The 26,282-nt window shown below is 61.7% G+C and carries 28 protein-coding genes and 1 pseudogene; 12 read left to right on the top strand and 17 right to left on the bottom strand.

Features of this window, described 5'->3' with window-relative positions; translation table 11 throughout:
* The first annotated feature begins 18 nt into the window (after nucleotides 1–18).
* On the top strand, nucleotides 19–1,107 hold the full coding sequence (locus OLZ32_RS02715) for a citrate synthase/methylcitrate synthase (RefSeq protein WP_264395479.1): 1,089 nt from the start codon (nucleotides 19–21) through the stop codon (nucleotides 1,105–1,107).
* 38 nt (nucleotides 1,108–1,145) lie between these two features.
* On the opposite strand, the gene OLZ32_RS02710 is transcribed toward OLZ32_RS02715, so the two are convergent.
* From OLZ32_RS02710 to tpiA, 4 genes are all read right to left on the bottom strand, one after another.
* Nucleotides 1,146–1,616, bottom strand: coding sequence for an SRPBCC family protein (locus OLZ32_RS02710; protein ID WP_264395478.1), 471 nt, complete (start codon nucleotides 1,614–1,616; stop codon nucleotides 1,146–1,148).
* Between the two features lie 73 nt (nucleotides 1,617–1,689).
* Nucleotides 1,690–3,318: a CTP synthase gene (locus OLZ32_RS02705; protein ID WP_003539844.1), complete on the bottom strand. Its 1,629-nt coding sequence runs from the start codon at nucleotides 3,316–3,318 to the stop codon at nucleotides 1,690–1,692.
* Between the two features lie 143 nt (nucleotides 3,319–3,461).
* Complete coding sequence (gene secG, locus OLZ32_RS02700; protein ID WP_264395477.1) at nucleotides 3,462–3,953, bottom strand: preprotein translocase subunit SecG; 492 nt, start codon at nucleotides 3,951–3,953, stop codon at nucleotides 3,462–3,464.
* A gap of 131 nt (nucleotides 3,954–4,084) precedes the next feature.
* The gene (tpiA, locus tag OLZ32_RS02695) at nucleotides 4,085–4,855 is read right to left on the bottom strand and encodes a triose-phosphate isomerase (protein WP_003539847.1); all 771 of its coding nucleotides are present in this window, start codon (nucleotides 4,853–4,855) and stop codon (nucleotides 4,085–4,087) included.
* Between tpiA and OLZ32_RS02690 the strand changes: the two genes are divergently transcribed.
* On the top strand, nucleotides 4,803–5,027 hold the full coding sequence (locus OLZ32_RS02690) for a hypothetical protein (protein ID WP_172643621.1): 225 nt from the start codon (nucleotides 4,803–4,805) through the stop codon (nucleotides 5,025–5,027). The two genes, tpiA and OLZ32_RS02690, sit on opposite strands and share 53 nt — an antisense overlap.
* 24 nt (nucleotides 5,028–5,051) lie before the next feature.
* On the opposite strand, the gene OLZ32_RS02685 is transcribed toward OLZ32_RS02690, so the two are convergent.
* Nucleotides 5,052–5,951 carry an alpha/beta hydrolase gene (locus OLZ32_RS02685; RefSeq protein ID WP_264395476.1) on the bottom strand — a complete coding sequence of 300 codons (900 nt, stop codon included), beginning with the start codon at nucleotides 5,949–5,951 and terminating at the stop codon, nucleotides 5,052–5,054.
* Nucleotides 5,952–6,170: 219 nt separating this feature from the next.
* Between OLZ32_RS02685 and parE the strand changes: the two genes are divergently transcribed.
* Nucleotides 6,171–8,273, top strand: a complete 2,103-nt coding sequence (gene parE / locus OLZ32_RS02680) for a DNA topoisomerase IV subunit B (protein ID WP_003539849.1) — start codon at nucleotides 6,171–6,173, stop codon at nucleotides 8,271–8,273.
* 108 nt (nucleotides 8,274–8,381) lie between these two features.
* Here the strand turns inward: parE and OLZ32_RS02675 are convergent, their stop codons facing one another.
* The gene (locus tag OLZ32_RS02675) at nucleotides 8,382–9,293 is read right to left on the bottom strand and encodes a LysR family transcriptional regulator (protein ID WP_264395475.1); all 912 of its coding nucleotides are present in this window, start codon (nucleotides 9,291–9,293) and stop codon (nucleotides 8,382–8,384) included.
* A 117-nt stretch (nucleotides 9,294–9,410) separates the two neighbouring features.
* On the opposite strand from OLZ32_RS02675, the gene OLZ32_RS02670 reads away from it, so the two are divergent.
* The 4 genes and pseudogenes from OLZ32_RS02670 to OLZ32_RS02655 all read left to right on the top strand — a co-directional run bounded on the left by OLZ32_RS02670 (nucleotide 9,411) and on the right by OLZ32_RS02655 (nucleotide 14,039).
* Nucleotides 9,411–9,947, top strand: a complete 537-nt coding sequence (locus tag OLZ32_RS02670) for a hypothetical protein (RefSeq protein WP_264395474.1) — start codon at nucleotides 9,411–9,413, stop codon at nucleotides 9,945–9,947.
* Nucleotides 9,948–9,956: 9 nt separating this feature from the next.
* Nucleotides 9,957–10,868, top strand: a pseudogene (locus OLZ32_RS02665) (NAD(P)H-quinone oxidoreductase); the annotation flags it as partial.
* A 703-nt stretch (nucleotides 10,869–11,571) separates the two neighbouring features.
* A complete protein-coding gene (locus tag OLZ32_RS02660; RefSeq protein WP_264395473.1) occupies nucleotides 11,572–12,705 on the top strand; it encodes an esterase-like activity of phytase family protein in 1,134 nt (377 codons plus the stop codon).
* Between the two features lie 116 nt (nucleotides 12,706–12,821).
* A complete protein-coding gene (locus tag OLZ32_RS02655; protein ID WP_003539854.1) occupies nucleotides 12,822–14,039 on the top strand; it encodes an AI-2E family transporter in 1,218 nt (405 codons plus the stop codon).
* Between the two features lie 19 nt (nucleotides 14,040–14,058).
* Here OLZ32_RS02655 and OLZ32_RS02650 read toward each other — a convergent pair whose 3' ends face one another.
* A complete protein-coding gene (locus OLZ32_RS02650) occupies nucleotides 14,059–14,517 on the bottom strand; it encodes a GNAT family N-acetyltransferase (protein ID WP_130787059.1) in 459 nt (152 codons plus the stop codon).
* A 129-nt stretch (nucleotides 14,518–14,646) separates the two neighbouring features.
* On the opposite strand from OLZ32_RS02650, the gene OLZ32_RS02645 reads away from it, so the two are divergent.
* Nucleotides 14,647–15,066, top strand: a complete 420-nt coding sequence (locus OLZ32_RS02645; protein WP_264395472.1) for a hypothetical protein — start codon at nucleotides 14,647–14,649, stop codon at nucleotides 15,064–15,066.
* Between the two features lie 56 nt (nucleotides 15,067–15,122).
* On the opposite strand, the gene OLZ32_RS02640 is transcribed toward OLZ32_RS02645, so the two are convergent.
* The 5 genes from OLZ32_RS02640 to OLZ32_RS02620 form a co-directional block, all read right to left on the bottom strand.
* Complete coding sequence (locus tag OLZ32_RS02640) at nucleotides 15,123–15,416, bottom strand: type II toxin-antitoxin system RelE/ParE family toxin (RefSeq protein ID WP_027667450.1); 294 nt, start codon at nucleotides 15,414–15,416, stop codon at nucleotides 15,123–15,125.
* Nucleotides 15,413–15,721 (bottom strand): type II toxin-antitoxin system RelB/DinJ family antitoxin, encoded by a 309-nt coding sequence (locus OLZ32_RS02635; protein ID WP_011652079.1) that lies wholly within the window; start codon nucleotides 15,719–15,721, stop codon nucleotides 15,413–15,415. The genes OLZ32_RS02640 and OLZ32_RS02635 overlap by 4 nt, the downstream gene beginning before the upstream one ends.
* Before the next feature lie 135 nt (nucleotides 15,722–15,856).
* The gene (locus OLZ32_RS02630; protein WP_264395471.1) at nucleotides 15,857–16,999 is read right to left on the bottom strand and encodes a DUF2336 domain-containing protein; all 1,143 of its coding nucleotides are present in this window, start codon (nucleotides 16,997–16,999) and stop codon (nucleotides 15,857–15,859) included.
* 101 nt (nucleotides 17,000–17,100) lie between these two features.
* Entirely contained in the window at nucleotides 17,101–17,718 is a 618-nt protein-coding gene (locus tag OLZ32_RS02625; protein ID WP_264395470.1) for a flavin reductase family protein, read from the bottom strand.
* Nucleotides 17,718–18,302, bottom strand: a complete 585-nt coding sequence (locus OLZ32_RS02620) for a nitroreductase family protein (protein WP_264395469.1) — start codon at nucleotides 18,300–18,302, stop codon at nucleotides 17,718–17,720. The genes OLZ32_RS02625 and OLZ32_RS02620 overlap by 1 nt, the downstream gene beginning before the upstream one ends.
* 113 nt (nucleotides 18,303–18,415) lie before the next feature.
* On the opposite strand from OLZ32_RS02620, the gene OLZ32_RS02615 reads away from it, so the two are divergent.
* Nucleotides 18,416–19,516, top strand: a complete 1,101-nt coding sequence (locus tag OLZ32_RS02615; RefSeq protein WP_264395468.1) for a hypothetical protein — start codon at nucleotides 18,416–18,418, stop codon at nucleotides 19,514–19,516.
* 214 nt (nucleotides 19,517–19,730) lie between these two features.
* On the opposite strand, the gene thrS is transcribed toward OLZ32_RS02615, so the two are convergent.
* From thrS to OLZ32_RS02595, 4 genes are all read right to left on the bottom strand, one after another.
* A complete protein-coding gene (gene thrS / locus OLZ32_RS02610) occupies nucleotides 19,731–21,716 on the bottom strand; it encodes a threonine--tRNA ligase (protein WP_264395467.1) in 1,986 nt (661 codons plus the stop codon).
* 125 nt (nucleotides 21,717–21,841) lie between these two features.
* A complete protein-coding gene (locus OLZ32_RS02605) occupies nucleotides 21,842–22,369 on the bottom strand; it encodes a DUF1697 domain-containing protein (RefSeq protein WP_003539870.1) in 528 nt (175 codons plus the stop codon).
* 5 nt (nucleotides 22,370–22,374) lie between these two features.
* A complete protein-coding gene (yidD, locus tag OLZ32_RS02600; protein WP_017988417.1) occupies nucleotides 22,375–22,779 on the bottom strand; it encodes a membrane protein insertion efficiency factor YidD in 405 nt (134 codons plus the stop codon).
* 5 nt (nucleotides 22,780–22,784) lie between these two features.
* A complete protein-coding gene (locus OLZ32_RS02595) occupies nucleotides 22,785–23,231 on the bottom strand; it encodes an iron-sulfur cluster assembly scaffold protein (protein WP_003539874.1) in 447 nt (148 codons plus the stop codon).
* A gap of 309 nt (nucleotides 23,232–23,540) precedes the next feature.
* Here OLZ32_RS02595 and folE point away from each other — a divergent pair, with 309 nt between their 5' ends.
* The 3 genes from folE to OLZ32_RS02580 all read left to right on the top strand — a co-directional run bounded on the left by folE (nucleotide 23,541) and on the right by OLZ32_RS02580 (nucleotide 25,707).
* Complete coding sequence (gene folE / locus OLZ32_RS02590) at nucleotides 23,541–24,155, top strand: GTP cyclohydrolase I FolE (protein WP_003539876.1); 615 nt, start codon at nucleotides 23,541–23,543, stop codon at nucleotides 24,153–24,155.
* Between the two features lie 25 nt (nucleotides 24,156–24,180).
* Entirely contained in the window at nucleotides 24,181–24,633 is a 453-nt protein-coding gene (gene hisI, locus OLZ32_RS02585) for a phosphoribosyl-AMP cyclohydrolase (protein WP_003539878.1), read from the top strand.
* A gap of 111 nt (nucleotides 24,634–24,744) precedes the next feature.
* Nucleotides 24,745–25,707, top strand: coding sequence for a patatin-like phospholipase family protein (locus tag OLZ32_RS02580; protein ID WP_003539880.1), 963 nt, complete (start codon nucleotides 24,745–24,747; stop codon nucleotides 25,705–25,707).
* A gap of 63 nt (nucleotides 25,708–25,770) precedes the next feature.
* Here OLZ32_RS02580 and OLZ32_RS02575 read toward each other — a convergent pair whose 3' ends face one another.
* Nucleotides 25,771–26,205, bottom strand: coding sequence for a CBS domain-containing protein (locus OLZ32_RS02575; RefSeq protein ID WP_003539882.1), 435 nt, complete (start codon nucleotides 26,203–26,205; stop codon nucleotides 25,771–25,773).
* Nucleotides 26,206–26,282 lie beyond the last annotated feature (77 nt).

Below are 26,282 nucleotides of genomic sequence, written 5' to 3'. Positions count from 1 at the left end.
CCGTAAAGGAGAAACAACATGAAAAACGGCTTGGAAGATGTCATTGCTGCCGAAACGCAGCTTTCGGATGTCGATGGCGAAGCGGGACGACTGATCATCCGCGGCGTATCGCTGGATCACCTGGTTGCAGACGGCACCTATGAAGGCGTCGCCGCCCTATTGCTCGATGGGCTGATGGAAAAAAGCTTCGACGAAGCGGAATTGCGCGACTGGTTGGCGCAGGCGCGAACGAGGATTTTCGGCCATATCAAGGCCGCCGATGCCGCTCTGCTCGCTTTGCCTCCTGTTGATGCGATGCGGGCGTTGATCGCTCGCCTGCCCGACGGCGAGGATTTCGATACCGCTCTCAGCCTTCTGGCTGCGCCCGCAGTTTTCCTGCCGGCGATCCTGCGGCTGCAACGCGGCAAAAGACCGATCGCGCCCGACGCCTCGCTGTCGCAGGCGGCCGATATCCTGCGCATGCTGACCGGAAAATTGCCGACCGGGGAGCAGACAGCGGCACTCGCCACCTATCTCGTGACGATATCGGACCATGGCCTCAATGCCTCGACCTTCGCATCGCGCGTCATTGCCTCGACGCAGGCCGGCCTCACCTCTTCCGTACTCGCGGCGGTGAGCGCGCTGAAAGGGCCGCTGCATGGCGGCGCGCCCGGTCCGGTGCTCGACATGCTGGATGCGATCGGAACGGCGGAGAATGCTTACCCGTGGCTCGGCGAAGCGCTCGACCGCGGCGAAAGGCTGATGGGCTTCGGCCACCGCATCTATCGCGTCCGCGATCCGCGCGCCGATGCGCTGAAGGGTGCGCTGAAGCCGCTGATATCAACCGGACAGGTAAACAGCGCCCGCGGCGCTCTGGCGGAAGCCGTGGAGGTCGCTGCATTGGCGATCCTGAAGGCACGCAAGCCGAACCGGCCGCTCGACGTCAATGTCGAGTTTTATACCGCGCTGCTGCTCGAAGCGCTCGGCTTTCCCCGCGAGGCCTTCACCGGCGTCTTCGCGATCGGCCGCACCGTCGGATGGCTGGCCCATGCCCGCGAACAGGCGCTCGACGGCCGATTGATCCGGCCGCGCTCGGTCTATATCGGGCCGCTACCGGCGGCTGCGTGAAGATTGAATTCGGCGGCAGCATGTCCTGCCGCCGATCCCTAACCGCCGACGAAAGCGGCCAGATTGCCGAGCGTCGAGCGGCACCCTTCCTCATTGTCTTCGAGGCGGATCCCGGACGGAATATTGTCACAGACCATCGTCACATTGGTACCTCCATCCACAGGCGACAACATCGTGCTGACGGTCATCTCGCCGGAAAAGCCCTCGTCCTCGGAATCGAAGACCGTTGCCCAGACGATCCGTTCATCCGGCACGAGCTTGGCAAAGCGACCTTCGAACCTGTCTATCTTGTCGGAGGTCTTGCCCGGTTGCGATGTCTCGTCGTCGGAATAGACGAGCGACATGCTGAAGGTGCCGCCTTCCCTGCCCTCGAAGGCATGGACGATGCCCTTCATGGTATCAGGCGGAAGCCAGGTGGCGACCGCATCTGCATCGAGGAAGGCGCGGTAGATGCGCTCGCGCGGCGCTGCGATGAAGCGTGAGACGGTCGTGCTGCGTGAAGGGGTCATGCCGGCAAGTTAGCGCAGGCTTGGATGTTATCCAGATCGCGTCTGAAACAACGCGATCTGGTGCTGTCAGTCGTCAGACGAGGCGGCTCTGTTCCGTCGCCGCTTCTATGAAGCTGGCAAACAGCGGATGCGGGTCGAGCGGCCGGCTCTTCAGTTCCGGGTGGTACTGTACGCCGATGAACCAGGGATGATCGGGATATTCGATCGTTTCCGGCAGCACGCCATCCGGCGACATGCCGGAGAAGACGAGGCCGCAGTTTTCGAGCCGATCCTTGTAGTCGACATTGACCTCGTAGCGATGGCGGTGACGCTCGGAAATATCGGTGGAACCGTAGATATCCGAGATCTTCGTGCCCTTCTTCAGCGCCGCCTTATAGGCGCCGAGGCGCATCGTGCCGCCGAGATCCCCGGCTGCCGTACGCTTCTGCAACTCGTTGCCCTTGACCCATTCGGTCATCAGGCCGACCACCGGCTCTTTCGTCGGACCGAATTCGGTCGAGGAGGCACCGGACACGTCGGCGAGATTGCGCGCCGCCTCGATGACCGCCATCTGCATGCCGAAGCAGATGCCGAAATACGGCACCTTGCGCTCGCGGGCAAAGCGGGCAGCATGGATCTTGCCTTCCGAACCGCGTTCACCGAAACCGCCTGGCACGAGGATGCCGTGCACCTTTTCGAGATAGGGTGCCGGATCTTCCTTTTCGAAGACCTCGGACTCGATCCATTCGAGATTGACCTTGACGCGATTGGCGATGCCGCCGTGATGCAGCGCCTCGATCAGCGACTTATAGGCATCCTTGAGGCCGGTATATTTGCCGACGATCGCGATCGTCACCTCGCCCTCCGGCGTGCGGATGCGGTTGCAGACCTCTTCCCACGGGTCGAGCCGCGGTTTCGGCGCAGGCTCGATACCGAAGGCCGCGAGCACTTCGTCGTCGAGACCTTCCTTGTGGTAGGCAATCGGTACATCGTAGATATTGGCGACGTCGAGCGCCTGGATGACGGCGGACGGGCGAACGTTGCAGAACAACGAGAGCTTGCGGCGTTCGGCTTCCGGAATTTCGCGGTCGGCCCGCACCAGCAGGATATCGGGATGAATGCCGAGCGCCTGCAGTTCCTTCACCGAATGCTGCGTCGGCTTGGTCTTGAGCTCGCCGGCCGCAGGAATATAGGGCATCAGCGTCAGGTGAACGTAGACGGCAGTGCCGCGCGGCAGGTCGTTTCCGAGCTGGCGAATCGCCTCCATGAACGGCATCGCTTCGATGTCGCCGACCGTGCCGCCGATCTCGCAGATGACGAAGTCGTAGTCGTCATTGCCCTCGATGACGAAATCCTTGATCTCATTGGTGACGTGCGGAATGACCTGCACCGTCGCGCCGAGATAGTCGCCGCGCCGTTCCTTGTCGATGATGTTCTTGTAGATGCGGCCGGTGGTGATGTTGTCGGTCTTGGTCGCCGAACGCCCCGTGAAGCGTTCGTAGTGACCGAGATCGAGATCGGTTTCCGCGCCGTCGTCGGTGACGAAGACCTCGCCGTGCTGGGTTGGGCTCATCGTGCCCGGATCCACGTTCAGATAGGGGTCGAGCTTGCGAAGCCGAACCCGATATCCACGGGCCTGCAGCAACGCTCCGAGAGCCGCGGCCGCAATTCCTTTTCCGAGAGAGGAAACCACGCCGCCAGTGATGAATACGTATCGCGCCATGGGATTCACCGGATACCTTTTCAAAAACGATTCCACCAGCCCAAAAATTCTTTTCCAGAACTTTCGATGCGTGGCGCAGAAATCTGAACAAAAGAAAACCGGCAGACCCGAGGGCCTGCCGGCGGTTTATGTCGAAGACCGGTTTACTGTCCCGTCGGGACGCCGGAGGGCGTAGCCGGAGCTGCGGGCGTTGCCGGTGCAGTCGTTGAAGGCGCTGTGGCCGCCGGGGCCTGAGTGCCAGTTGCCGGAGCTTGAGCGGCGGGAGCCTGCGGTGCTGGTGCTGCCGCGCCGCTGCTCGGAACGCCGTTGCCGGCCGGCGGGGTTGCCGGAGCCTGGGCTCCGCCGAGCGAATCGAGAATGCCGTTGCCCTGGCCGCCTGTTGCCGGAATGCGGTCGAGAATGTCGCTCGGACGGCCCTCGTAACGCGTCAGGATGCCGAGGCCGAGCGAAGTCAGGAAGAACAGGGTCGCAAGGATCGCGGTCGTGCGCGTCAGCGCATTGGCCGTGCCGCGGGCCGACATGAAGCCGGAACCGCCGCCGATGCCGAGGCCGCCGCCTTCCGAGCGCTGGATGAGCACGACGCCGACAAGGGCGAGCACGATCATGAGATGGATGACAATCAATACGGTCTGCATGGGTCCAGTCCTGCCCGCCTGGAAACGGACAAAGTTAAGAATTCTGGCGGCTCTTTACATGAGGCTTTCATCTATTCCAAGCCCTTCGGCCAGGAATAAACCCGTGAATAAACCCAGGAATAAAAAATGCCTCAGGCGAGCAGCGCCTCATAGGCCCGGTAGATGGCGAGGAAGTCGGCCGCTTTCAAGCTCGCTCCGCCGATCAGCGCGCCGTCGACATTGGCAATGCCCATCAGCTCATGGGCATTGGCCGGCTTGACCGAGCCACCATAGAGAAGACGCATCTTGCGGCCTTGGTCGCCGAAGCGAGCCACAAGCTCTGCCCGCATGAAGGCATGCGCCTTTTCGACATCACCTGATGTCGGCGTCACGCCGGTGCCGATCGCCCAGATCGGCTCGTAGGCGATGACCGTGCTCTCAGCGGTGGCGCCGTCCGGAACCGAGGCGGAAAGCTGGCGCTTGATGACGTCGAGCGCCTGGCCTGTCCGGCGCTCATCCGCGGTCTCGCCGATGCAGATGATCGCCGTCAGCCCTGCGGCGAAGGCGGCCTCCGCCTTGGCGCGTACCAGATGATCCGTTTCGGCATGGTCGGTCCGCCGCTCGGAATGGCCGACGATGACATAGGTGCCGAAACAATCGGCAATCATCTCGGCCGAGATGTCGCCGGTATGCGCACCTGATGGGTTCTGATGGCAGTCCTGAGCGCCGATCGCCAGCGGGCTGTCGGTGCACAGCGCCGTTGCTACATAGAGCAGCGTCGCCGGCGGGCAGATCAGCGCTTCGACCTTGTCGGCCAACGGCGGGCGCACACCCTCGGCGATCGTCTTGATCTGATCCAGGGAGGCACGCATGCCATTCATTTTCCAGTTTCCCGCCACAAGCGGGCGCACATCAGGTGTCATGCTGGCCTTCCACAATCTGCTTATGCCTTGGGCAATATCAAAAGCTTGCAGCAAAGAAAAGCATCATGCCCTTGACGTAAGGGGAATCTCTGCGATCCCGCGCATATTTCTGCCGAAAATCGTCCGCTACAGCGCCGCGTGTCTTTTCAGACACGCCAAGGTAGCATTTTGAATCCACGCATCGGCTCGATGCACTCTAGCCGGCCAGTATCCAGTTCAGCACCCTGCGCCAGTCGATCATCCGGATCGGCGTCCCGTGATTGCCGGTCTGAAACAGCGTGAAACGCGCCGGATACTTTGCCTTGTGCAGGCTTTCGAACAGGGCCTGCTGGTTAGCGGCGGCATAGACCGGATCGCGGCTGCCATGGGCGAACCAGAGCGGCAGCTTCGCCTTGTAGAAGGCGCTTCTGGTGAAATCGGGATCGGTGACCCCGCTCATAACAAGCATGCCCTTCAGCCGCTTGACGCTGTCGCTTTCGCGCGCAACGCCCCAGCAAACCTGGCTGCCCATCGAGGCGCAGGAAAGGATGACCGGCCGGCCGGGCGATTGCGCGCTGGCATAGCGGATGAGGCCGCTGATCGCCGCAACGCCGCTGCTGTCGAAGTTCCTGACCGTCGGCGAATAATAAACGCCGCCATTGCCGGCGACGAGGTTCTTGAGGCGGTTGAAATTGCCGCCGAAGCTGAAGTCGTTGGCCCCGAGCCGCCGGTCGCCATCGCGCCCATGGATGAAAATCACCGTGAAGGCGGCATTTCCGGCCGGTCCCACCCTGGTGACATCGAGCTTGATGCCGTCGAGAGACAGCGTCTCGTCCGCTTGCGCCTTGCGGATGCCGAGCGCCACATATTTCTGCTGCACCCGCTTTTGCGGGATCTGGTCGCGGCCGTTGATATCGCGCATCTCGTCATAGTCGATGACCTCGAAGGCGCCGCCGTCGCCTGTCTCCAACACGGACTGCTTGGAAAACAGATCGTCCTTGAAAGGCGGCAAAGCGTCGGCTGCCTCTGCCGGACCAACAGCGGACAGGACGGCCGCGGACAAGAAAAACGCCGCAATTACGGTGATGATGGTGCAATGACTTGTGGACATTCGCATTCGGATGGTTCCTGAAGCCTGCCGCCGCTTGCCATTCCGCGCCCGGCAACGCAAATCATTTGGGAAAAGCCCGCCAAAACAGGCGGTGTCGCGTATAGAGGTGCTTTCTGGCAAAATCTGCCTGATTCGCAAACGTGGCATGAAATGCGGTGATTTTGGGTCGGCGGCGGATGCCCGCCCAAGCCAGACCTAAGACAGGATGAAGATCTGAACGGCTCCATGGACGATAGCAACGACCTCTTTTCCGGAATGCCCCTCTCTGAAAAACGCGAGGAGGCGCAGAAGCCTGCGGCGCCCGCCGAACGGCCGCCGGTGACGGCTGCGCTCGCCGCAGCGGCAGCACCCTCTGCTGCCGGAGCCTCCGCACGCCCGGCGCCCGCCGCCTCGAACTCGGACGATTACGGCGCCTCGTCGATCCGCGTCCTCGAAGGCCTTGAGCCGGTGCGCATGCGCCCGGGCATGTATATCGGCGGCACCGATGAAAAGGCGCTGCACCACCTCTTTGCCGAAGTCATCGACAATGCGATGGACGAGGCGGTCGCCGGGCACGCCAATTTCATCGAGGTCTATCTCGACCTCGAGGGATATCTCACCGTCTCCGACAACGGCCGCGGCATCCCGGTCGAGAACCATCCGCAGGTGCCGGGCAAGTCAACGCTCGAAGTCATCATGACCAAGCTGCATGCCGGCGGCAAATTCGACGGCAAGGCCTATGAGACCTCGGGCGGCCTGCACGGCGTCGGCGTTTCGGTCGTCAACGCGCTCTCCGACGACCTCGAGGTCGAGGTGGCGCGAAACCGCAAGCTCTACCGCCAGCGTTTCTCCCGCGGCCTGCCGCAGGGCGGCCTCGAAGAGTTGGGCGACGTCCACAATCGCCGCGGCACCCGCGTGCGCTTCCATCCCGACCCCCAGATCTTTGGGGATCACATGAAGTTCGACGCCGCCCGCGTCTTCCGTATGGCGCGCTCCAAGGCCTATCTGTTCGGCGGCGTCGAGATCCGCTGGAGCTGCGAGGCGGGCGTGCTGCCCGAAGGTTCCGAGGTCCCTGACAAGGCCGTGTTCCACTTCCCCGGCGGCCTGAAGGACTATCTCCAGGCGACGATGGGCAAGGAGTTCACCGTCACCCGCGAGATCTTTGCCGGCAAGACCGAGAAGACCAGCGGCCACGGCTCGATGGAATGGGCGATCACCTGGTATGGCGGCGATCCGCAGGTGCATTCCTATTGCAACACCATCCCGACGCCCGAAGGCGGCACGCATGAGGCCGGCCTTCGCATCGCATTGACCAAGGGCCTGAAGGCCTATGCCGAGCTGACGCAGAACAAGCGCGCCGCGCAGATCACCACTGACGACGTGATGATCTCGGCCGTCGGCATGCTGTCGGTCTTTATTCGCGAGCCGGAATTCGTCGGCCAGACCAAGGACAAGCTTGCGACAGTCGAGGCCCAACGCATCGTCGAGAACGCGCTGCGCGACCCCTTCGACCATTACCTTGCCGACAATCCGAACGAGTCGGCCAAGCTGCTCGACTGGGTGATCGAACGCGCCGAGGAGCGCCTGCGCCGCCGCAAGGAAAAGGAAGTCAACCGCAAGAGCGCGGTGCGCAAATTGCGCCTGCCCGGCAAGCTCGCCGACTGCTCGCAGAACACCGCCGAAGGCGCTGAACTCTTCATCGTCGAGGGCGATTCGGCAGGCGGTTCGGCCAAGCAGGCGCGCAACCGCGCCAATCAGGCCATTCTGCCGCTGCGCGGCAAGATCCTTAACGTTGCCAGCGCCGGCCGCGAAAAACTCGGCGCCAACCAGCAGCTCGCCGATCTCATCCAGGCGCTCGGCTGCGGCACGCGCTCGAAATACCGCGACGAGGACCTGCGTTACGAGCGCATCATCGTCATGACCGATGCCGACGTCGACGGCGCCCATATCGCCTCGCTGCTCATCACCTTCTTCTATCAGGAGATGCCGGAGCTGGTGCGTGGCGGCCATCTCTTCCTCGCGGTGCCGCCGCTTTACAAGATCACTCAAGGCTCGAAATCCGCCTATGCCCGCGATGACAATCATCGCGCCGAGCTGATGCAGACGGAGTTCAAGGGCAAGGCAAAGGTCGAGATCAGCCGCTTCAAAGGCCTCGGCGAAATGATGCCCGCCCAGCTTAAGGAAACCACCATGGATCCGTCCAAACGCACCCTGCTCAAGGTGCTGATCGACGAGGTGGATTTCGAAGGCACCCGCAGCGCCGTCGACGATCTGATGGGCACCAAACCGGAAGCCCGCTTCCGCTTCATCCAGGACCGCGCGGCTTTCGCCGAAAACCTCGATATCTAGGTGACAATCCAAGCTAAAAGTGGCCAGATATAGGTGAATCTGGCCACGCCAAGTCCGGCTACGCCGCGCGCGGGATCGGTCGAAGCCCCCGCACTGCGGCGTCTTTCCCTAGTCCCAGTGGGCAGGCGTGCCAATATGTGCCTTGAGCGCCTCGGAGAAGGCTCTGATTTTTGCTGATGGCATCTGAAGCGCCCGCAGGAGGTAGATCCCTGAAGGGCGCTCGTTCCACCGCTCATCTTCAAGAAGCAGTCGAACAAGCCCGCCTGTCTTCACGCTGGGTCCCGCCACCCAGCTGGGAAGGAATGCAATGCCCATACCGGAAAGAGCCGCTCCGTTTAGCGCCTCGAATTCATCGGATCGAAAAGCGACTTTGTTACTGGCGTGTCCGGCGGACGTGCCGAACAAGTCCGACCATCCCAAAAGATCGTTTCCGTGGAGCTTGTCCAGCAGGCGCTGTTTTCGGAGGTCCCCTATGACCCTCGGTGTCTCATGAACAGCGAGATATCCCTCGCTCGCAACCAGGATCCTGTTCAATGGCGCCAGCTTTGTCGCGATCAGTGAACTGTCCTGCAGTTCGCCCATACGGACGACGAGATCGAGCCTCTCGGCGACAGGATCGGCAAGCCGCTCGGTCAAATCGAGTTCTACGTGAAGATCCGGATGCTGTTGGGCAAGCGCTGCGAGAACCGGGATCACGTACCGTTTCCCAAAGGTTGGAAAGCAGGCGATCCGCAGCGTGCCCGTGACTGCGTCATCGAACGCCGCGACCTCGGCATGGGTATCGGCGAGGTCATCGAGAAGCTGCGCCCTGTCGAACAGGTGGCTCCCGGCATCAGTCAGTGCCAATGCACGCGTCGATCGAACCAGGAGACTGACGCCAAGGTCCTGCTCCAAAGCGTCAATCTGGCGGACGATGGCTGAGGGTGTCACTGCTCGGCGTCGCGACGCGGCGGAGAAGCTGCCTGTCCTGACGACATCGACATAGACAGCAAGATGCTCGGCGAACCTGGGATCCTTCATCTTTGCCTACGACGCAAAACCGTTTCGAGCATTCAGTTCGTTATCATCTGCAGGCACTAAGCGCACATTCCTTCTCGTCAACGGGCAACACCCCCAATCAACAGAAGGAACAACACAATGGTCAAGGTCCTAGAAGACATTCTTTCGCAGTCGGCATACTCCGCCGAAATCGAGGTGCCTCTCGAAAAGGTCAACATCGCGGACTGGCTCTTCAATCTGCCTGAAGCCGAGTATCTGCGCTGCTGCCCGCCCGATCACATCGCAGCAGGAGTAGCCTGGACGGACGATGGTCGCAGGATGTCGATCAACGTCGAACAGATCGGGGCAGGCCTGGTGGTCCAGCACTATGTAGCCGAAGTGGCTGAGCCCGCTTACTGCCGCATGAACTCCATCTCTGACGTGTTCACCGCAAACGGCCGCACCCAGGTCAACGTAGTTTGGGAGCTGATCGCCGAGAAGGTCGACGACAGCCGCACCCGCTACACCAACCGCGTCACCGCTCATCCGACTGAGGCCTTCATGGACTTCCTCGCGGAACATGGCGTCGAATACAAGGATGCGGCAGCTGCCCGTCAGGCCGCTGGCGGCGACCACAACAGACGCGAGACCCCGCTGTTCGCCGCGAGCATTGCCCGCCGCGCACTGGCCAAGTGAGGTCGTGCGATGAAGGCGATCGTTTTCGATGACTTCGGCGGTCCAGCGGTTCTCAGACTGGCCGAAGCTCCCCTGCCCGACATCCGGCCAGACGATCTCCTGGTCAAGGTGAGGGCTGCAGGAGTCAATCGAGCCGACATCCTCCAGCGCGAGGGTGTCTACGGCAGCCAAACCTATGGAGACAGCTCCATTCTAGGTTTGGAAGTCGCCGGAGAAGTTGTGGCTGTTGGTGAGAGCGTCCGCGACTACGGAGTTGGATATCGCGTCATGGGAATCGTGGGGGGTGGTGCATATGCTCAATACGCTCGTCTCGACAGCGGCATGGCAGCGCGGATCCCCGAAAGTCTTTCGTTCATCGAGGCGGCCACCATCATGGAAAGCTTCGTGACGGGCTGGGAGGCTCTCGCCCATCTCGGGCAGGTCGCCAAGGCAGAGACGGTTCTCGTCCACGCGGCGGCGGGCGGCATTGGTTCGGCTACCGTTCAACTCGCAAGATCCGCTGGCGCTAGTGTGCTGGCGACCGCGTCTGACGAAAACGTCGAAAGGGTCCTGTCACTCGGCGCGGCGGCAGTCTTCGATTACCGCCGAAGCGATTTCGAAGCCGAGGTGATCAACTTCACTGCTTCGCGCGGCGTAGATCTCGTGATCGACTTCGTCGGCGGCGCATATCTTGCTCGAAACATCCGCAGCCTCGCACCCGGCGGACGGCTTGTACAGGTTGGCCTGCTCGGCGGCGACGGCGACGCGATAATCCCGCTCGATATCGTGCTGCACAAACATCTGCAGATCATGGGGACGGTCATGAAGTCACGGTCTCGGGACGTAAAACGGGCGATGGTCGATCGTTTCAGACAACATGTCCTGCCGCGGCTCGGCGGCGAGATCGTCCCAATCGTTGCCGCTACCTACCCCCTAGCGCAGGCGGCGGAGGCACAGCGAAGGATGGAGACCGGTGGGCTGTTCGGCAAGGTGGTACTCGACTTTCGTGATTCAGCACCATGCGGATGGCTCGCTCACTGACCTCATATGAAAACTTGTTCGTAGTCTTGCTCATATCGGCTCCACTCTCTCAGAAGTTGGAGCCTCCGGCAAAACCGGTGCGGTTCAGCTCCCTCAATGGGCAATCAAGCTGGAGGTCGTCGAAACATTCATGCATGAATACTGTTCGTCGGATCGGCTCGCCGGAATGCATCGAGTTCGTCTATGGACGATGAAGAAGAGGCTTGACGACGCTAGTGTGCCGCCAGCGTTTACAGCTGGAGAAATACCCTTCTATCGTCGCGCACCCGGCTTTTCTGTGGGCCGTTTTCGTTGGCCATTTCTGGCTGCTTGGTTGGCCAAGTCTCAGTGTGTTTTCCAATCTACGACGCTTGATATCAATATGTTACAGGCAAGATGGCCAGTACCTCGATAGGTTTCTCACTAGGGTATGCCATCGAGCGCGCCAGACGGTCGGATAGAGACGGGTTCGACGCGCCGCATTTTAGCATCGACGATTTCACGGAACTGACGAAGAACCGTAACAACTCCGTCAAACAACCGGCGCATGAAGCGGTCGGCGCGCCTTCCCCGGGGGAGCATTTGCGCCGGTCGAACCGTTTTCAACCCTTGCCGGATATTTGTCATGACCAAGCGTTTTCTCGCGACTGCCGCTTTCGTTCTCCTGTCCAGCACCGTCAGCGCCACCGATATCGGCACCACTTTTGAGACCGCCTGCCCCTTCGGCGATTGCGCCGCCGGCATCTCGCTCTCCTATCTCGGTGAATTCGTCATCCCGACCGGCCATATGGAAAACGGCGTCGAATTCGGCGGTATTTCCGGCCTCGATTTCGATGCCGCCACCGGCCACTATATCGCCGTCAGCGACGACCGCTCGGAAAGAGGCTCTGCCCGTTTCTATGAACTCGACGTCGATCTCGACGCGTCGGGCATCAAGGGCGTTTCGGTCGTCAAGCAGGTCACCCTGAAGGACAAGAACGGCGAGCCCTTCGCTGCCCGGACCGTCGATCCGGAATCGATCCGCCTCGGCAAGGACGGCATCTATTGGGGCAGCGAAGGCGACGGCAAGGCGCTGCTGGCACCCTTCGTCCGCGTCGCGTCGCCGGACGGTTCCTTCTTCCGCGAATTCAAGCTGCCGGAGGGCTTTGCGCCGACCGCGGACAAGTCGACCGGCATCCGCGACAATCTCGCCTTCGAGGACCTTGCCATCGCGCCTTCCGGCGATGTTTTCGTCGGTGTCGAAGCCGCCCTTTACCAGGATGGCCCGAAATCCTCGCTGACGTCAGGCAGCCTGTCGCGCATCGTCCGCTACGACGGCGCCACCGGCGAGCCCAAGGCTGAGTACGTCTACCCCGTCTCACCGATCCCGCAGGCAGCCACCAAGGCCGACGGCGGCAATGACAACGGCATGTCCGAGATTCTTGCCCTCGACGATCACCGCCTGCTCGCCGTCGAACGCAGCTATGCCCAGGGCTTCGGCAACAACATCAAGATCATGATGATGGATCTGACTGATGCCACCGATGTATCCGCTATCGTTTCGCTCGCCAAAAACGACCAGCGCGTCGTCCCCGTCCGCAAGAGCCAGGTCCTCGATTTGAGGGCGATCGGCCTCGTTCCAGACAATATCGAGGCGATGTCTCTCGGCAAGGCCAAGGACGGCACCGATGTTCTCATTCTCGGCTCGGACAATAATTTCTCGACCAGCCAGAAGACGCAATTCTATGCCTTCAAGGTTCTCAGCCGTCCGCAGCAGTAAGACGCCCGGGTCTGAAGGTCGACTAGCGACGCTTTGTATACGCTTTCATGGTGCGGACCTTGAAACCGCCGGGGTGATGGCCCATAACCAGAGTACAAGAAAAAGAAGAGGCGCGCGTGGGTGTGTTCGACCGTCAGAAAAGCAATCATGAACCGCGATGGCTCGGATCGTCGGCGCAGACGCGCACGCCGCTGATTCCCTCCATTTCGGCGGCGCGCTGGCTGCTGGTCCTGGTCGTCGCTGCCGGCGTTTATTTCTTCTACGGCTTCCTCGTGCCGGTGCTCGCAGCCCTCGTCATCGGCTTTGCCAGCTGGCCGCTCTACCGCAAGCTTCTTGCCCGCGTCGGCGGCAATACGACGATCGCCGCGACCATCGCCATCATCCTGATCATCACCTTCCTGGTCATCCCGATCGGGCTTGCGGTGACCTATACGACGGGCGAAGTGCGCACCTGGGTCGCCTGGGCCATCCACGCCAACCGCGCCGGCGCGCCGACACCCGACTGGATCGTCGCATTGCCGTGGGCCGGCGCCTATCTCGATGAAGTCTGGACAAAATATATCGGCAGTCCCGGCGCGCTCGGCGAGGTCATCCAGGCGGTCAGCGGCGCCAATATCGGTAACATATACCGTGCCGTGCTGGCGGCCGGCGGCGGCGCTTTCCACCTGCTGCTGACGCTGCTCTTCATGCTGATCGCGCTGTTCTTCGTCTATCGCGACGGCTTCTCCTTCTCCAAGCAGATCGACATGCTGGGCGAGCGCATCCTGCCCAACCGCTGGGAGCGCATTTCCCGCGTCGTGCCGGCGACGATCAGCTCCACCGTCATGGGCATGACGCTGATCGCCATCGGCGAAGGCATCGTACTCGGTCTTGCCTACTGGATTGCCGGCGTGCCCTCGCCGGTGACGCTCGGCGTGCTGACGGGCGTGATGGCGCTGATACCGGGCGGTGCGCCCCTCTCCTTCACGCTGGTCTCCATCTATCTGCTGGCGAGCGGCTCACATGTCGCCGGCATCAGTCTCTTCGTCTGGGGGACGGTCGAGCTCTTCATCGTCGACAAGACGCTGCGGCCGAAGCTCGTCGGCGGGCCGATCAAGCTACCCTTCCTGCCGACCTTCTTCGGCCTCGTCGGCGGCGTCAAGACGATGGGTTTCCTCGGCCTCTTCATCGGCCCGGTGCTGATGGCGCTGATCGTCGCCATCTGGCGCGAATGGATCCACGAAGCCCGCAACGCCGACAAGAGCGAAACCGGTCCGCAGATAATCATCGACGAACAGGCCCCGCCGCCGGTCCCCGGTTCGCCGAAAACCATGCCGAGGGTCGCCGAAGGCTGAACATGGCTTCGCAGACCGGCTACCCCAGCCGCTTTTCCATGAACAGGCTGAGCGGGTCCGGCAGATAACTGCCGAAAGGCTCGATTTCCCGATATCCGTATTTGCGGTAGAGAGCGATCGCCTCAGGCTGGTAGATGCCGGTTTCGAGCCGGATCGCCGTCAGCCCCTTTTCCCCTGCGATTGCTTCGAGCGCATTCATCAGGCCGCTGGCGATCCTCAGCCCCCTCGCCTCGGGATCGACGAACATGCGCTTGATCTCCGCCGTGCCGTCGCCGGCCTCGACCAGCGCGCAGCAGCCGACGATCGCATCGCCATTGCGCGCGACCAGGAAGCTCACCGAAGGCTTTTCCAGCACCGAAAGGTCGACCAGATGGTTGCTTTCAGCCGGATAGAGCGATTGCGCATAGGCATCGGAGAGATCGAGAAGCCGGATGACGCCCTCTTGGCGTGGCGGTTCAAGAGCGATGGTGACGGACATGCTGGCTCCCTCTGCCGGCGCGGGACAAAATTTTCCCCGATATGACGAAGAGTTAATGTCCTTGCCTTCATTCGGTTGGAATTGCGCCCTCTAAGACGATGAGGTGCTCAATAATCAAGGAAGCAGAATATGCAAGCGGTGCTGATCGCGATGACCATTCTCGGCTGCGACGATTCCATCAGCCAATGCAATTATGTCGCGACGGTCGATAAACGCTGGGAAACCGTTGCCGCCTGCGATGCCGAAGCCGAACGACGCCTGAAGACCTATGTGAATGTCAATTATCCCTCGGTGATCGCGGTGTGCGAGGCGCCGAAAGCCGTCGCCGCCGCCGAGCCGCCGAAACCGGCGCCCGTGCCTGCCGCCGCGCCCGAGGTTGCCGTGGCCGCGCCCCAACCCGCAGGAAGGATTGCCGGTTTTGCTGAAGGCATCGCTGGGCAGGTCCGCGCCCACCTGCCCTCGGGCAGAAGCGTCAAGGACACACTGACCAAACCCGTGCACTTCGTCTCCGCCAGCTATTCCTGGGTGGTGACGCGGCTGGCTGATTAGGCGGCCGCGCATCCGACGCATACAGAGCGCCCTGCTTGTTTTAATGTGATGAAAAATCAGTCGGTTGATATGGCGTCAGGCCAAATCTGGGCGCCGTGGAGGACGCGAAGAATACGGATTCGGTCTTCATGCACCACATACGCGGCGATGTAAGGCGTGCTTGGGATTACCAGCTCCCGTGTGCCCGCGATTCTTCCCGGCCTTCCGCTTTCCGGGAATTCGACGAGGCGGCGAACAGCAAGAACGATTTTCTGGTCAACATGAACTGCCGCCCTTGGATTCTCAATCTCAATATATGTGAAAATATTCTCTCGGTCGGACAACGCGTACCTCGCCCAGACAAGCCTCACGATCGATCGACCTGGCTCTTCCGAAGTGCCGCCTCGCGCCTCTTCTCAAAACCGGTCTCGACCTCGGTATCGTCAACATCCGGTCGCGTGTCATGGAGAGCTTCCAGGACTTTCCCGCGAAACCACGCATCGTAAGCGTCACTGTTGCTGATAAGCTCCAGCGGAAGAGCTCCCTCATTCGCTGTGCGGGTCAACAGAATACGGACGACATCCGAGACGGTCAGGCCCATGTTTTCCAGAACAGCCGTGGCGCGATCCTTGACCGCAGCATCTATGCGAGTTTGAACGAGTGCGTTTGATGCCATGTCGGCCTCCTTGAACAAGATGCAATGTAATGCAATTGAATGACGACTTCCAGCGTGATCGGCTACAACACGCGTAAGCTCTCGGCACCGATCTGCGGGATGAGATTCACGAATCGGTCGACAACAAATATCGCGCTAAGCGGCCGCAAGCGCCGCGTAGACGCGGGCCGATTGTCGCTGCTCGTTAACGTGCAGCTTTTCCACCATGTCGAGCAACTCGCCGATCGCGCCATGCGCGTCTTGATGGCGGAATTTTTCGAGAAGACGGCCGCAGACATTGCCGAGCACGATGCCCGGCGCTTTTCTGGCGGCGTCGCGCCACAGCATCGTCGCCTCGACGAAGATCACGCTGATATCCCTCGGCAGGCCGGCGGACTCATAGAGCGCGCGCACGGCATGCATGCGCCCGGTTGCCAGGATCGAACGCACGCGGCGCTCGCTGCACGCGGTCAGATCGACGATCGCACCGGCGAAGAAATCCACCTTACCGGCACAGAGCGCATGCATCAGGAAGGACGGCGTCAGCCGGCCGTTGACGCGCAGATGCTGGACGAGATCGGGTATTTCGCGCGGGGCGATATCGCCGGCGATCGAAACGATGGCCGCCTCGGTCGCTTCGCGGCTGATGCGCTGAAGCCGCTGCAGGCCGATCGCCGCCTGCGCCAGCGGCAGGCCGACCAGCGCATTGCTGACATGCTGGGTCAGCAATTGGCGGGCATCGGCGGGAAGATCGCTGCGGTCGAGAAGCAGGTTGCGAATATCGCAGCAGTCGCCGAGCCGTTCGGCGATGCGTTTCAAAGATAGGCTGGAGATCACCGCCCCGTCATTCTCCAGCAGGCAGAGCAGTTCTTCCTCGTCGCCGACCTCCGCAAGAGCGGCGGAGACCGGGCGCGTCACGTACGCTCTGGCGGCGATCAGCATGCGGGTGGCGCCGTTGCCGCGCGCGGCAAGGTCGACGAGATCGGCGTCGCTCAAAAGCGGCGAGCAGGTCACCGCGTGGCAGGCGACCTCGGGCTGGTCTTCGGCAAGCGAAAGGATAAGGTTGCGCGGCGCATCGGGCGACCAGGCGATCGCCTCGGCAAGCGCAAGCCGCACGCGCGGCGACGGATCGTCGAGAAGAAAAGTCATCGCCATTTCGGCAGCCGCCCGCTCATCCGCGGACATTTCGGACTGCAGATAGGCGCGCCCGAGGGCGTTTGCAGCCCGGGCCCGGTCACCGGTCTTGGCCGTTTCGATCCAACGAAGGAAAGCTTCTACGATCACGCGACGCCCCAGCACTTGAACGCGATTCCCTCGCGCTCCATTCAATGCTGCGACCGTAGTGGCAAAAGGTTTAAGATTGGTTCACCATGTTTCTTAAGCCTTTGGACGCCTTGCAGTTAGCCTTCAATTGGTGGCAGTTGCGGCCGGACCATCTCGAAAACATCGCTGCCTTCGCTGTAATCCATGTAGCCCATGCGGGCCAAAGGTCGAGCGATCGACATGTCGAGACGGCCGTCCCTGACGATCGCTTCATCGATACGGATGCCGACCACTTCGCCGAGGACGAGGACGTTTTCGGACGGTTCGCCCGACAGCGTCTTCGGCTCGATGATCTCGGTCACCCTGCATTCGAGCACCGCGAAAGCCTCGCCGACATAGGGCGCGTCGATCAGTTCGGCCGGCTTCGCCGTCAGGCCGGCGAAGTCGAATTCGCTGTCGCCATAAGGCAGCGCCGCCGAGGAGAGGTTCATCTTCTCGGCGAGATCGCGGCTGACGAAATTGCAGGTGAAGACGCCGGTCTCGGCCGCGTTGCGCTGGCTGTGCTTGCGCCCGGCCGAAGAAAACATCACCAGCTTCGGCCGGTCGGCAACGGCATTGAAGAAGGAATAGGGCGCCAGATTGATCGAGCCATCCCTGCCCTTGCTGCCGATCCAGCCGATCGGGCGGGGCGACACGATCGCCTTGAACGGATCATGCGCGAGCCCGTGCCGGTTGCTGTCGGTGGTGTAGAACATCAGTCGTCTCCGCCGACCCAGGTCACGGTATCGGCAAGCTCCGGCCGCGGCCGCTCGACCGCCGGAAATGTCGTCGAGCCGATATGGATGAAGCCCGCCACTTTTTCATCAGGCCCGACACCGAGCAGCGGATGGGCGCGCTCGTCATAGGCGAACCATTCCGTCAGCCAGTTGGCGACATAACCGTTGGCGTTGGCGGCGAGGATGACGTTGAAGCAAAGCGCGCCCGCCGACATCAACTGCTCCCATTCCGGGATCTTGATATGCGGCCCCGCCTTGCTGACGACGGCGACGACCACGGGCGCGCGGGTAAAACGACTACGCTCGACCTGGATCATCTCTTCGGAAAGATCGGGCTTTGTCTGAAGCGCCAGCGCCAGAAGCTCCTCGCCGAGACGCACGCGCTGCTCTCCGCGATAGACGATGAAGCGCCAGGGCGCAATCTTGCCGTGATCGGGAACACGCGAGGCAAGACGCAGGATCTCCTCGATCTCGGCCTTCTCGGGGCCTGGTTCACACATCTGGAAAGCGGGGATGGAGCGGCGCACGGCGAGGTAGTCGATCAGCTTGATATCGGATTTCATACGGGAGAAGCTCTCATTTTTATGCTGCTGCAAAGGGTGGGTCTTGAATTTGCCATCGCGTTGGTCTTGAAGTGACCTTTGCGATTTCAGAAGTCAATCGGTTCACGAAACAGATGTTTGGCATTTTGCCTTTTGCACGCATCGGCCTTGCCATTGCCCTGATGGTATTGATGCCCCTCGGCGCCGGCGCTCAGGATGCCTTCAAGGAATTCAAACAGCTTGAATCGACGCCGAAGATGCCGAAGCTCGATGCCTTCATCGCGCCCGGCACGGTGCCCGAAGGGGTCAAGCTGCGCGACGTCTCGATGGAAGCCAAGCTGACGGCCGACGGCACGCCGGTTGAGGAGGGCCTTTCCTGGTACGTCTTCAGCCCGATCGCCGGAACCGATGGCAAGCTGCCGCTGATCGCCAGCGCCAAGGGCGGGCCTGCCGCCTTCCAGCTCGCCCCCGGCGATTATTTCGTCAACGTCTCCTTCGGCCGCGCCGGGGTCACCAAGAAACTGACCGTGCCCGCTGAAGGCGAGGTCGACAAGCAGGTGATGGTACTCGATGCCGGCGGCCTGCTGCTCAATGCCGTCTCCGGCGCCGACGCCCGCATTCGCCCCGACCAGTTGAGCTTCTCGATCTATTCCTCGGAAGTGCGCGACGATGGCGAGCGCGGCCTCGTCGTGGCCGATGTCTCGCCGAATACCGTCGTCCGCCTCAATGCCGGCACCTATCACATCGTTTCCGAATATGGCAGCGTCAATGCCGTGATCCGCGCCGACATCCAGGTCGAGGCCGGCAAGCTGACCGAGGCGACGATCCAGCATCGTGCCGCGCAGATCACGTTCAAACTGGTCTCCGATGCCGGCGGCGAGGCGATCGCCGATACGGCATGGTCGATCCTGACGGCAGCCGGCGACAGTGTCGGCGAAAGCGTCAGCGCCTTCCCGACCATGGTTCTCGCCGAAGGCGGATATTCTGCCGTCGCCCGCAACAAGGACAAGATCTACCAGCGCGATTTCACCGTCGTCGCCGGCAGGAACACCGATGTCGAGGTTCTGATGAAGGACCAGCAGCCGCAGCCGCCGGTCAGCGACGCGGCCCGAACGGTACAGCAGGTGCCGGTGGGCACACCGACACCGCCGGGTGTCCAGCCGGCCCCGGTGGCGCCGCTGCCGTCCTACGAACAGCTCGTGCCGCAGGACGGCGACGATACCAGCCTCGATTGATTTTACCGCAAGCGGCTTCGGCTTGGCCGAGATGTTTGGAGAAGACGCGCAGATCGAGAACCCTTCAGACGCGCGTTCCATCACTGGCATCGGCAATTGTCTGAAGCATTGCAGCTCGGGGTGATCCGTTCTCTGATCATGGCGGCAACATTGCGGCTCTAGATCAGACTTCCGACAGCACCGCGTACGGCACTGTCGGATACCGACCATTTGTTCAGGCCGCCTTGGCCTTTTTTGCTTCGGCCTTGCGACGGATGTCAGGCGGTGTCGCTTCGAGAGCAAGGCTCTCGACGGCGGCGTCGAGCCCCATCGAAACCTGGTCCTGGCTGCCGAGGCGGCGGATGTTGACCGAGCGCTCCTCGGCCTCCTTCCTGCCGCAGACGATGATGACAGGAACCTTGGTGACCGAATGCTCGCGGACCTTGTAGTTGATCTTCTCGTTGCGGAAGTCGGTCTCGACGTTGAGGCCGACCTCGCGCAGCGCCTCGGCCACCTCAAGCCCGTAGGCGTCGGCTTCCGAGGTGATCGTTGCGACCACCACCTGCAGCGGCGATACCCAAAGCGGCATGTGGCCGGCGAAGTTCTCGATCAGGATGCCGAGGAAACGCTCCATCGAGCCGCAGATGGCGCGATGGATCATCACCGGCTGCGTCTTTTCCGAGTTGCTGTCGATGTAGAAGGCACCGAAGCGTTCCGGCAGGTTGAAGTCGACCTGCGTCGTGCCGCATTGCCATTCGCGGCCGATCGCATCCTTCAGCGTATATTCGAACTTCGGCCCGTAGAAAGCGCCCTCGCCCGGCAGGATGCCGGTCTTGATGTCGTTCGACTGCTGCTGGATCGTCTCCAGCACGCCCATCATCACGCTTTCGGCGCGGTCCCACAGATCGTCCGAGCCGACGCGCTTGTCCGGCCGGGTCGAGAGCTTGATGGTGACCTCGTCGAAGCCGAAGTCCTTATAGACCGAAAGGATCAGGTCGTTGATCTTCAGGCATTCGGCGGCCATCTGCTCGTCGGTGCAGAAGATGTGCGCATCGTCCTGCGTGAAGCCACGCACACGCATCAGCCCGTGCAGCGCGCCCGAAGGCTCGTAGCGGTGGACATTGCCGAATTCGGCAAGCCGGATCGGCAACTCGCGGTAGGATTTCAGCCCGTGCTTGAAGATCTGGATATGGCCGGGGCAGTTCATCGGCTTCAGCGCGAAGACGCGGTCGTCGTCCGTGTCGTCGCCGGCAACCGTCACCTTGAACATGTTATCGCGGTACCAGCCCCAGTGACCGGAGGTTTCCCACAGCGACTTGTCGAGCACCTGCGGCGCGTTGACTTCCTGATAGTCGCCGGCAAGCCGGCGGCGCATATAGGCGACCAGCGTCTGGAATACGCGCCAGCCCTTGCCGTGCCAGAAGACGACGCCGGGGCCCTCTTCCTGGAAATGGAAGAGATCCATCTCGCGACCGAGGCGGCGATGATCGCGCTTTTCGGCTTCGGCAAGCATATGCAGGTAGTTGTCGAGTTCCGACTGCTCGGCGAAGGCCGTGCCGTAGATGCGGCTCAGCATCGGATTGTTGCTGTCGCCGCGCCAATAGGCGCCGGCCACCTTCAAGAGTTTGAAGGCGCTGCCGATCTGGCCGGTCGAAGCCATGTGCGGACCGCGGCAGAGGTCGAACCAGTCGCCCTGGTAATAGATCTTGAGATCCTGCCCTTCCGGGATCGCATCGACGAGTTCGACCTTGTACTGCTCGCCCTTGTCGGCGAAGACCTGTTTCGCCTTCTCGCGCGACCAGACCTGCTTGCTGAAGGCGGCGTTGCGGGCGATGATCTCCTTCATCTTCTTTTCGATCTTCGGCAGATCGTCGAGTGTGAAGGGCTCGTTCTTGGCGAAGTCGTAATAGAAGCCGTTTTCGATGACCGGGCCGATCGTCACCTGGGTGCCGGGCCAGAGCTCCTGCACCGCTTCGGCCATGACATGCGCCGCGTCATGGCGGATGAGTTCCAGCGCGCGGTCGTCATTGCGGGTGATGATCTCGATCCTGCCGGTCGTCACGGGATCGGAAAGGTCGCGCACGGTGCCGTCGATCGCAACGGCGACCGCCTTCTTGGCGAGCGACTTGGAAATGGATTCGGCGACATCCCGGCCGGTTGCGCCGGCATCATAGCCGCGCACGGAACCATCGGGAAATGTCAGGGAAATAGCTTGGGACATCGAAATTCTCCTTGTCCAGTCCCGCCAACGAATGCGGGTGGTTGACCACGAACGCGCCTCCGCGGAGCTGAATGCGCAGCCGCCTGATAGCCAGATTTCCTGTCTGAGTAAAGAAAAAGCGGGGGTTACATAATCATTTCAGTCAGCCCGCGCACGGTGTTCCAGTTGCGCATCGTACCGACACCGAGCCGCTTGGTCGTCAGCGCCGAAAGCAGCTTGGATTGGCTCGGCTTGCCGGCGAAATCGATCCAGAGATCGCCGCCGACGACGGCGATGCGCTGTCCCTCCGTCATCAGCGGTTTCAGCGCCTCTACCTTCTTGGGATCGACCGGCAGACGCATCACCCGGACGATGACCTGGTCGCCGTTACCGTCCTTGAACGGATTGGTGCTGCAAAGCGCCATCCAGGTGCAGTCGCTGCGCACGATAATATCGACATGTCTGCCGAATTTTTCTTCAAAGGCCTCTTCCAGCTGGGTCTCGAGTTCGTGCGGCCGCATCTCGTCGGCCTCGAAGACAAGATTGCCGGTGGAAACCAGCGTGCGCGGCTCGCGATAACCGAGTTCTTCGGCAAGTGCGCGCAAATCCTGCATGATGACGCGGCGGTCGGGCGTCAGGACAATGCTGTGCAGCAGGGCGATGAAGGTGCTCATGGCGCTCACCCTTTCTTCCGCCCGAGGGCGAAATAGCGCCACGGGGTCCACCAGCGGAAGCCGTCGCCGAGCATCTCCGGCACCTGGTCGAGGCCGCTGGTGCCGCCCGGGCCGCAGCGGCCGACGCGAAACAATGTCATCCAGCCGCCGGCCCAAAGCCCGTGCCGGGCGATCGACTCGTAGCCATATTCGGAGCAGGTCGGGATATGGCGGCAGGAATTGCCGACAAAGCCGGAAAGCGTCAGCTGGTAGAGGCGGATCAGCCCCATGCCGAGCAGACGGTCGGGAGTCTTGCTGAACGGACCGGTATAATTGCGGGAGGTGCGTGCGGCCTTTTCGCGCGGCTTTGCTGATCCGGCGGCACCGCCGTCGTCCTCATCATCGGCCTGCCGAACGCAGAACTCGCACATGTCAGTTACGCCTCGACAACTTCCGCCCGTTTCGCCTCGATCTGCCCGATCGCATCGACGACGGCATCGAAGGTCAGCATAGTCGACGCATGGCGGGCCTTGTAGTCCCGCACCGGCAGCAGATAGCGCATGTCTTCGAATCGTCCATGAGGCCCCGCCCCGTCCGCCTTCAACATGGCGAGCATGTCCTGGCGGGCCCGCCGCAATTCGTCCGATGTGGCGCCGACGACATGGCGGGCCATGATCGAGGACGAGGCTTGGCCGAGTGCGCAGGCCTTCACGTCATGAGCAAAACCGGTCACGGTGTCACCATCCATCTTCAGCCAGATCCGCACCTTCGAGCCGCAGAGCTTCGAATGGGCCTGGGCGCTCGCATCGGCATCATCAAGCGTGCCGGTCAGCGGAATATTGCCGGCGAATTCGAGGATTTTGCTGTTGTAGATATCGTCCATGCTGGATTTCCGCTCCAAAATCGCTGCGGATCGGCCTCTGTGGGGGCGCTATTGTCGTCAAAACAAAAAACACACCGTGTCGTGTGAGGATACTTACATACGATGGCCGTCTTCCTATATGTATGTCGTTCGAAGGCCATGAAAATGCAATGGCCTGGTGTAAGTTTGATTGGGAAACCGTGCCGGACGGGCGTTGAAGCTGCCCTGAAAGCCCCGGAGCCTGCCAAAGGTGCATGAATTCCCGCATGGGATTGACCAGTGGCGATTCCGACAGATGGGTCCGCGGTGCGGACCAGGAGACCATTGTTCATGGACGCCATCGTAAAGAATTTTCCGCAGTCGAACCGCGACTCGGATCGCCCTTCCCAGCAAGAGGCGGAGGAAGCCGTTCGCGTTCTGTTGCGCTGGGCCGGTGACGACCCGACGCGCGAAGGACTGCTGGAAACGCCGGCCCGCGTCGTCAAATCGTACCGCGAGCTTTTTTCCGGTTACGACATGGCGGCGGAAGACGTGCTCGGCCGCACCTTCGAAGAGGTCGCCGGTTACGACGACATGGTCCTCGTCAAGGACATTCCGTTCTACTCGCATTGCGAACACCACATGGTGCCGATCATCGGCAAGGCCCACATAGCCTACATGCCGGACGGACGTGTGCTCGGCCTGTCGAAGCTTGCCCGTGTCGTCGAGATCTATGGCCGCCGCCTGCAGACGCAGGAAACGATGACCGCGCAGATCGCCCGGGCCATCGACGATACGCTGAATCCGCGCGGTGTCGCCGTGTTGATCGAGGCCGAACATATGTGCATGGCGATGCGCGGCGTTCAGAAGCAGGGCTCGACCACGTTGACGACGACGTTTACGGGAACGTTCAAGACTGAGCCGGCCGATCAGGCCCGTTTCATGACCATGGTGCGGAGCCGCTGATACCGGCTCCCTCAGGAGGGCCGCGATGAGTCAACTGATCTTCAATCAACCATCCGAGGACAAGTCGGCGTTGGAAGACGCCGGCGATTTCACGCCGCGCTTTGACGACCGCGGCCTGATCACCGCGATCGTCACCGATGCCGGTGACGGCGAGTTGCTGATGGTAGCGCATATGAATGCTCAGGCGCTGGCGCTGACCATCCAGACCGGCACGGCACACTATTTCAGCCGTTCGCGCGGCAAGCTCTGGAAGAAGGGCGAGACCTCGGGCAACCTCCAGACGGTGAAGGAAATCCGCACCGATTGCGACCAGGACGCCATCTGGCTGAAGGTCGAGGTCGCCGGCCACGACGCCACCTGTCACACCGGCCGCCGCTCCTGCTTCTACCGGACGATCACCCTTCGCGACGGGAAGCCGATGCTTGATATCATCGATGACGAGCGCCAATTCGACCCCGCGGACGTTTACGGAAAATAGGCCCCACTCCCGGGCATTTGCCCCTTATTGCGCCAAAAACCGTCTCTATATACCATTTGGAAACTGATCGGGCAGACTATCGGGAACCAAGTGTTGGGAGGGGAGAACGCCATGCTGAGCTGGAGTTTGCATCGTCAAAGCTCTGAAGGCGAAGGTGCCGGTTCCGGCATGTCGACTACGCTGGAGACGATCCCGCCTCCCCCGCCCGTCAAGAAAATCAAGATCGCTCTGGCGCTCGGCGGCGGCGCTGCCCGCGGCTGGGCCCATATCGGCGTGCTGCGCGCCCTCGATGAGGCAAAGGTCGAGATCGGCATGATTGCCGGCACCTCTATCGGCGCGCTGGTCGGCGGCTGCTATCTTGCCGGCAAACTCGATGAACTCGAAAGCTTCGCGCGCTCATTGACGATGCGCCGCATCGCAAGTCTCCTCGATCTCACCATCGGCGGCAGCGGCCTGTTCGGCGGCATGCGGCTGACCAAGCGCATGCAGGAACATCTCGAAGGCCTGAACGTCGAGGATCTCGACCGGCCGTTCGTCGCGGTTGCGGCCGAGGTCAATACCGGCCATGAGGTCTGGATCGCAAATGGTTCGCTGATCACGGCGTTGCGCGCCTCCTATGCCCTGCCCGGCATCTTCGAGCCGGTGCGCAGCAATCACCGCACGCTGGTCGACGGGGCGCTGGTCAATCCGGTCCCCGTCTCCGTCTGCCGCGCCTACGAGCAGCCGCTCGTCGTCGCCGTCAATCTCAATTACGATCTCTACGGCCGCTCGGCCGTCGTCCGGCACAATGCCAGCCTCTCTCCGCAGGAGGTGCACAAGCAGGAAGAGGCGCCCTATGCGCGCCTCGGCATGACCGGCGTCATGGTGCAGGCCTTCAACATCATCCAGGATAGGATCGCCCGCGCCCGCCTTGCCGGCGACCCGCCTGATATTTCGCTGCAGCCGCGTCTCAGCTATATCGGCCTTTCCGAATTCCACCGGGCTGGCGAGGCGATCGAACGCGGCTACGAGGAAGCCAGAGCCCGGCTCCCCGAGATCAAGCGCATGCAGGAAGTCTACGCAAGCAACCCCTGATGCATGTTGCCCAAAAGCGCGTGGCGGTTTGGGACGACTAGTCTAGCGAGACTGGCGAAAACCTCACCCGGCGATGTAGGCCTTGATCTCTTCAGCCTCACGCTCGACTTCGGCGATGCGCGATTTCACCACGTCGCCGATCGAGATGATGCCGGCAAGCTTGCCGTTGCTTTCCACCGGCACGTGACGGAAACGTCGGCTGGTCATCAGCTCCATCAGCTCGTTGACGGTCGTCTCCTCATGGCAGCGGTAGACCTTCGCGGTCATGACCTGGGCCAGCGGCTGGTCGAGGCCTTCCTTGCCGTGTTTGGCGATCGCATGCACGAGATCGCGTTCGGTGAACATGCCCGAAATCCGGTTCTCCATGCCGACGACGACGATGGCGCCGATCTTCTTCTTGCTGAGGATGGCGGCCGCCTCGGCGACGGTGGTGCTCGGCGCGGCAGTGATGACGTCCCTGCCCTTCAGGTCGAGGATTGCTTTGACTGAACTGGTCATTCGAACCTCCTATGTCCGTGAAACACTTGTCACAGGCATCCGCGGCGGTTTCTCCCCCCGGCACGGATATAGGTCGA

Origin of the sequence: Rhizobium acaciae, assembly GCF_025941625.1 — a bacterium.
GTDB classification, from domain to species: domain Bacteria; phylum Pseudomonadota; class Alphaproteobacteria; order Rhizobiales; family Rhizobiaceae; genus Rhizobium; species Rhizobium acaciae.
The sequence above is the reverse complement of the archived record's forward strand: the minus strand, read 5'-3'. Positions and strand labels throughout refer to the sequence as shown.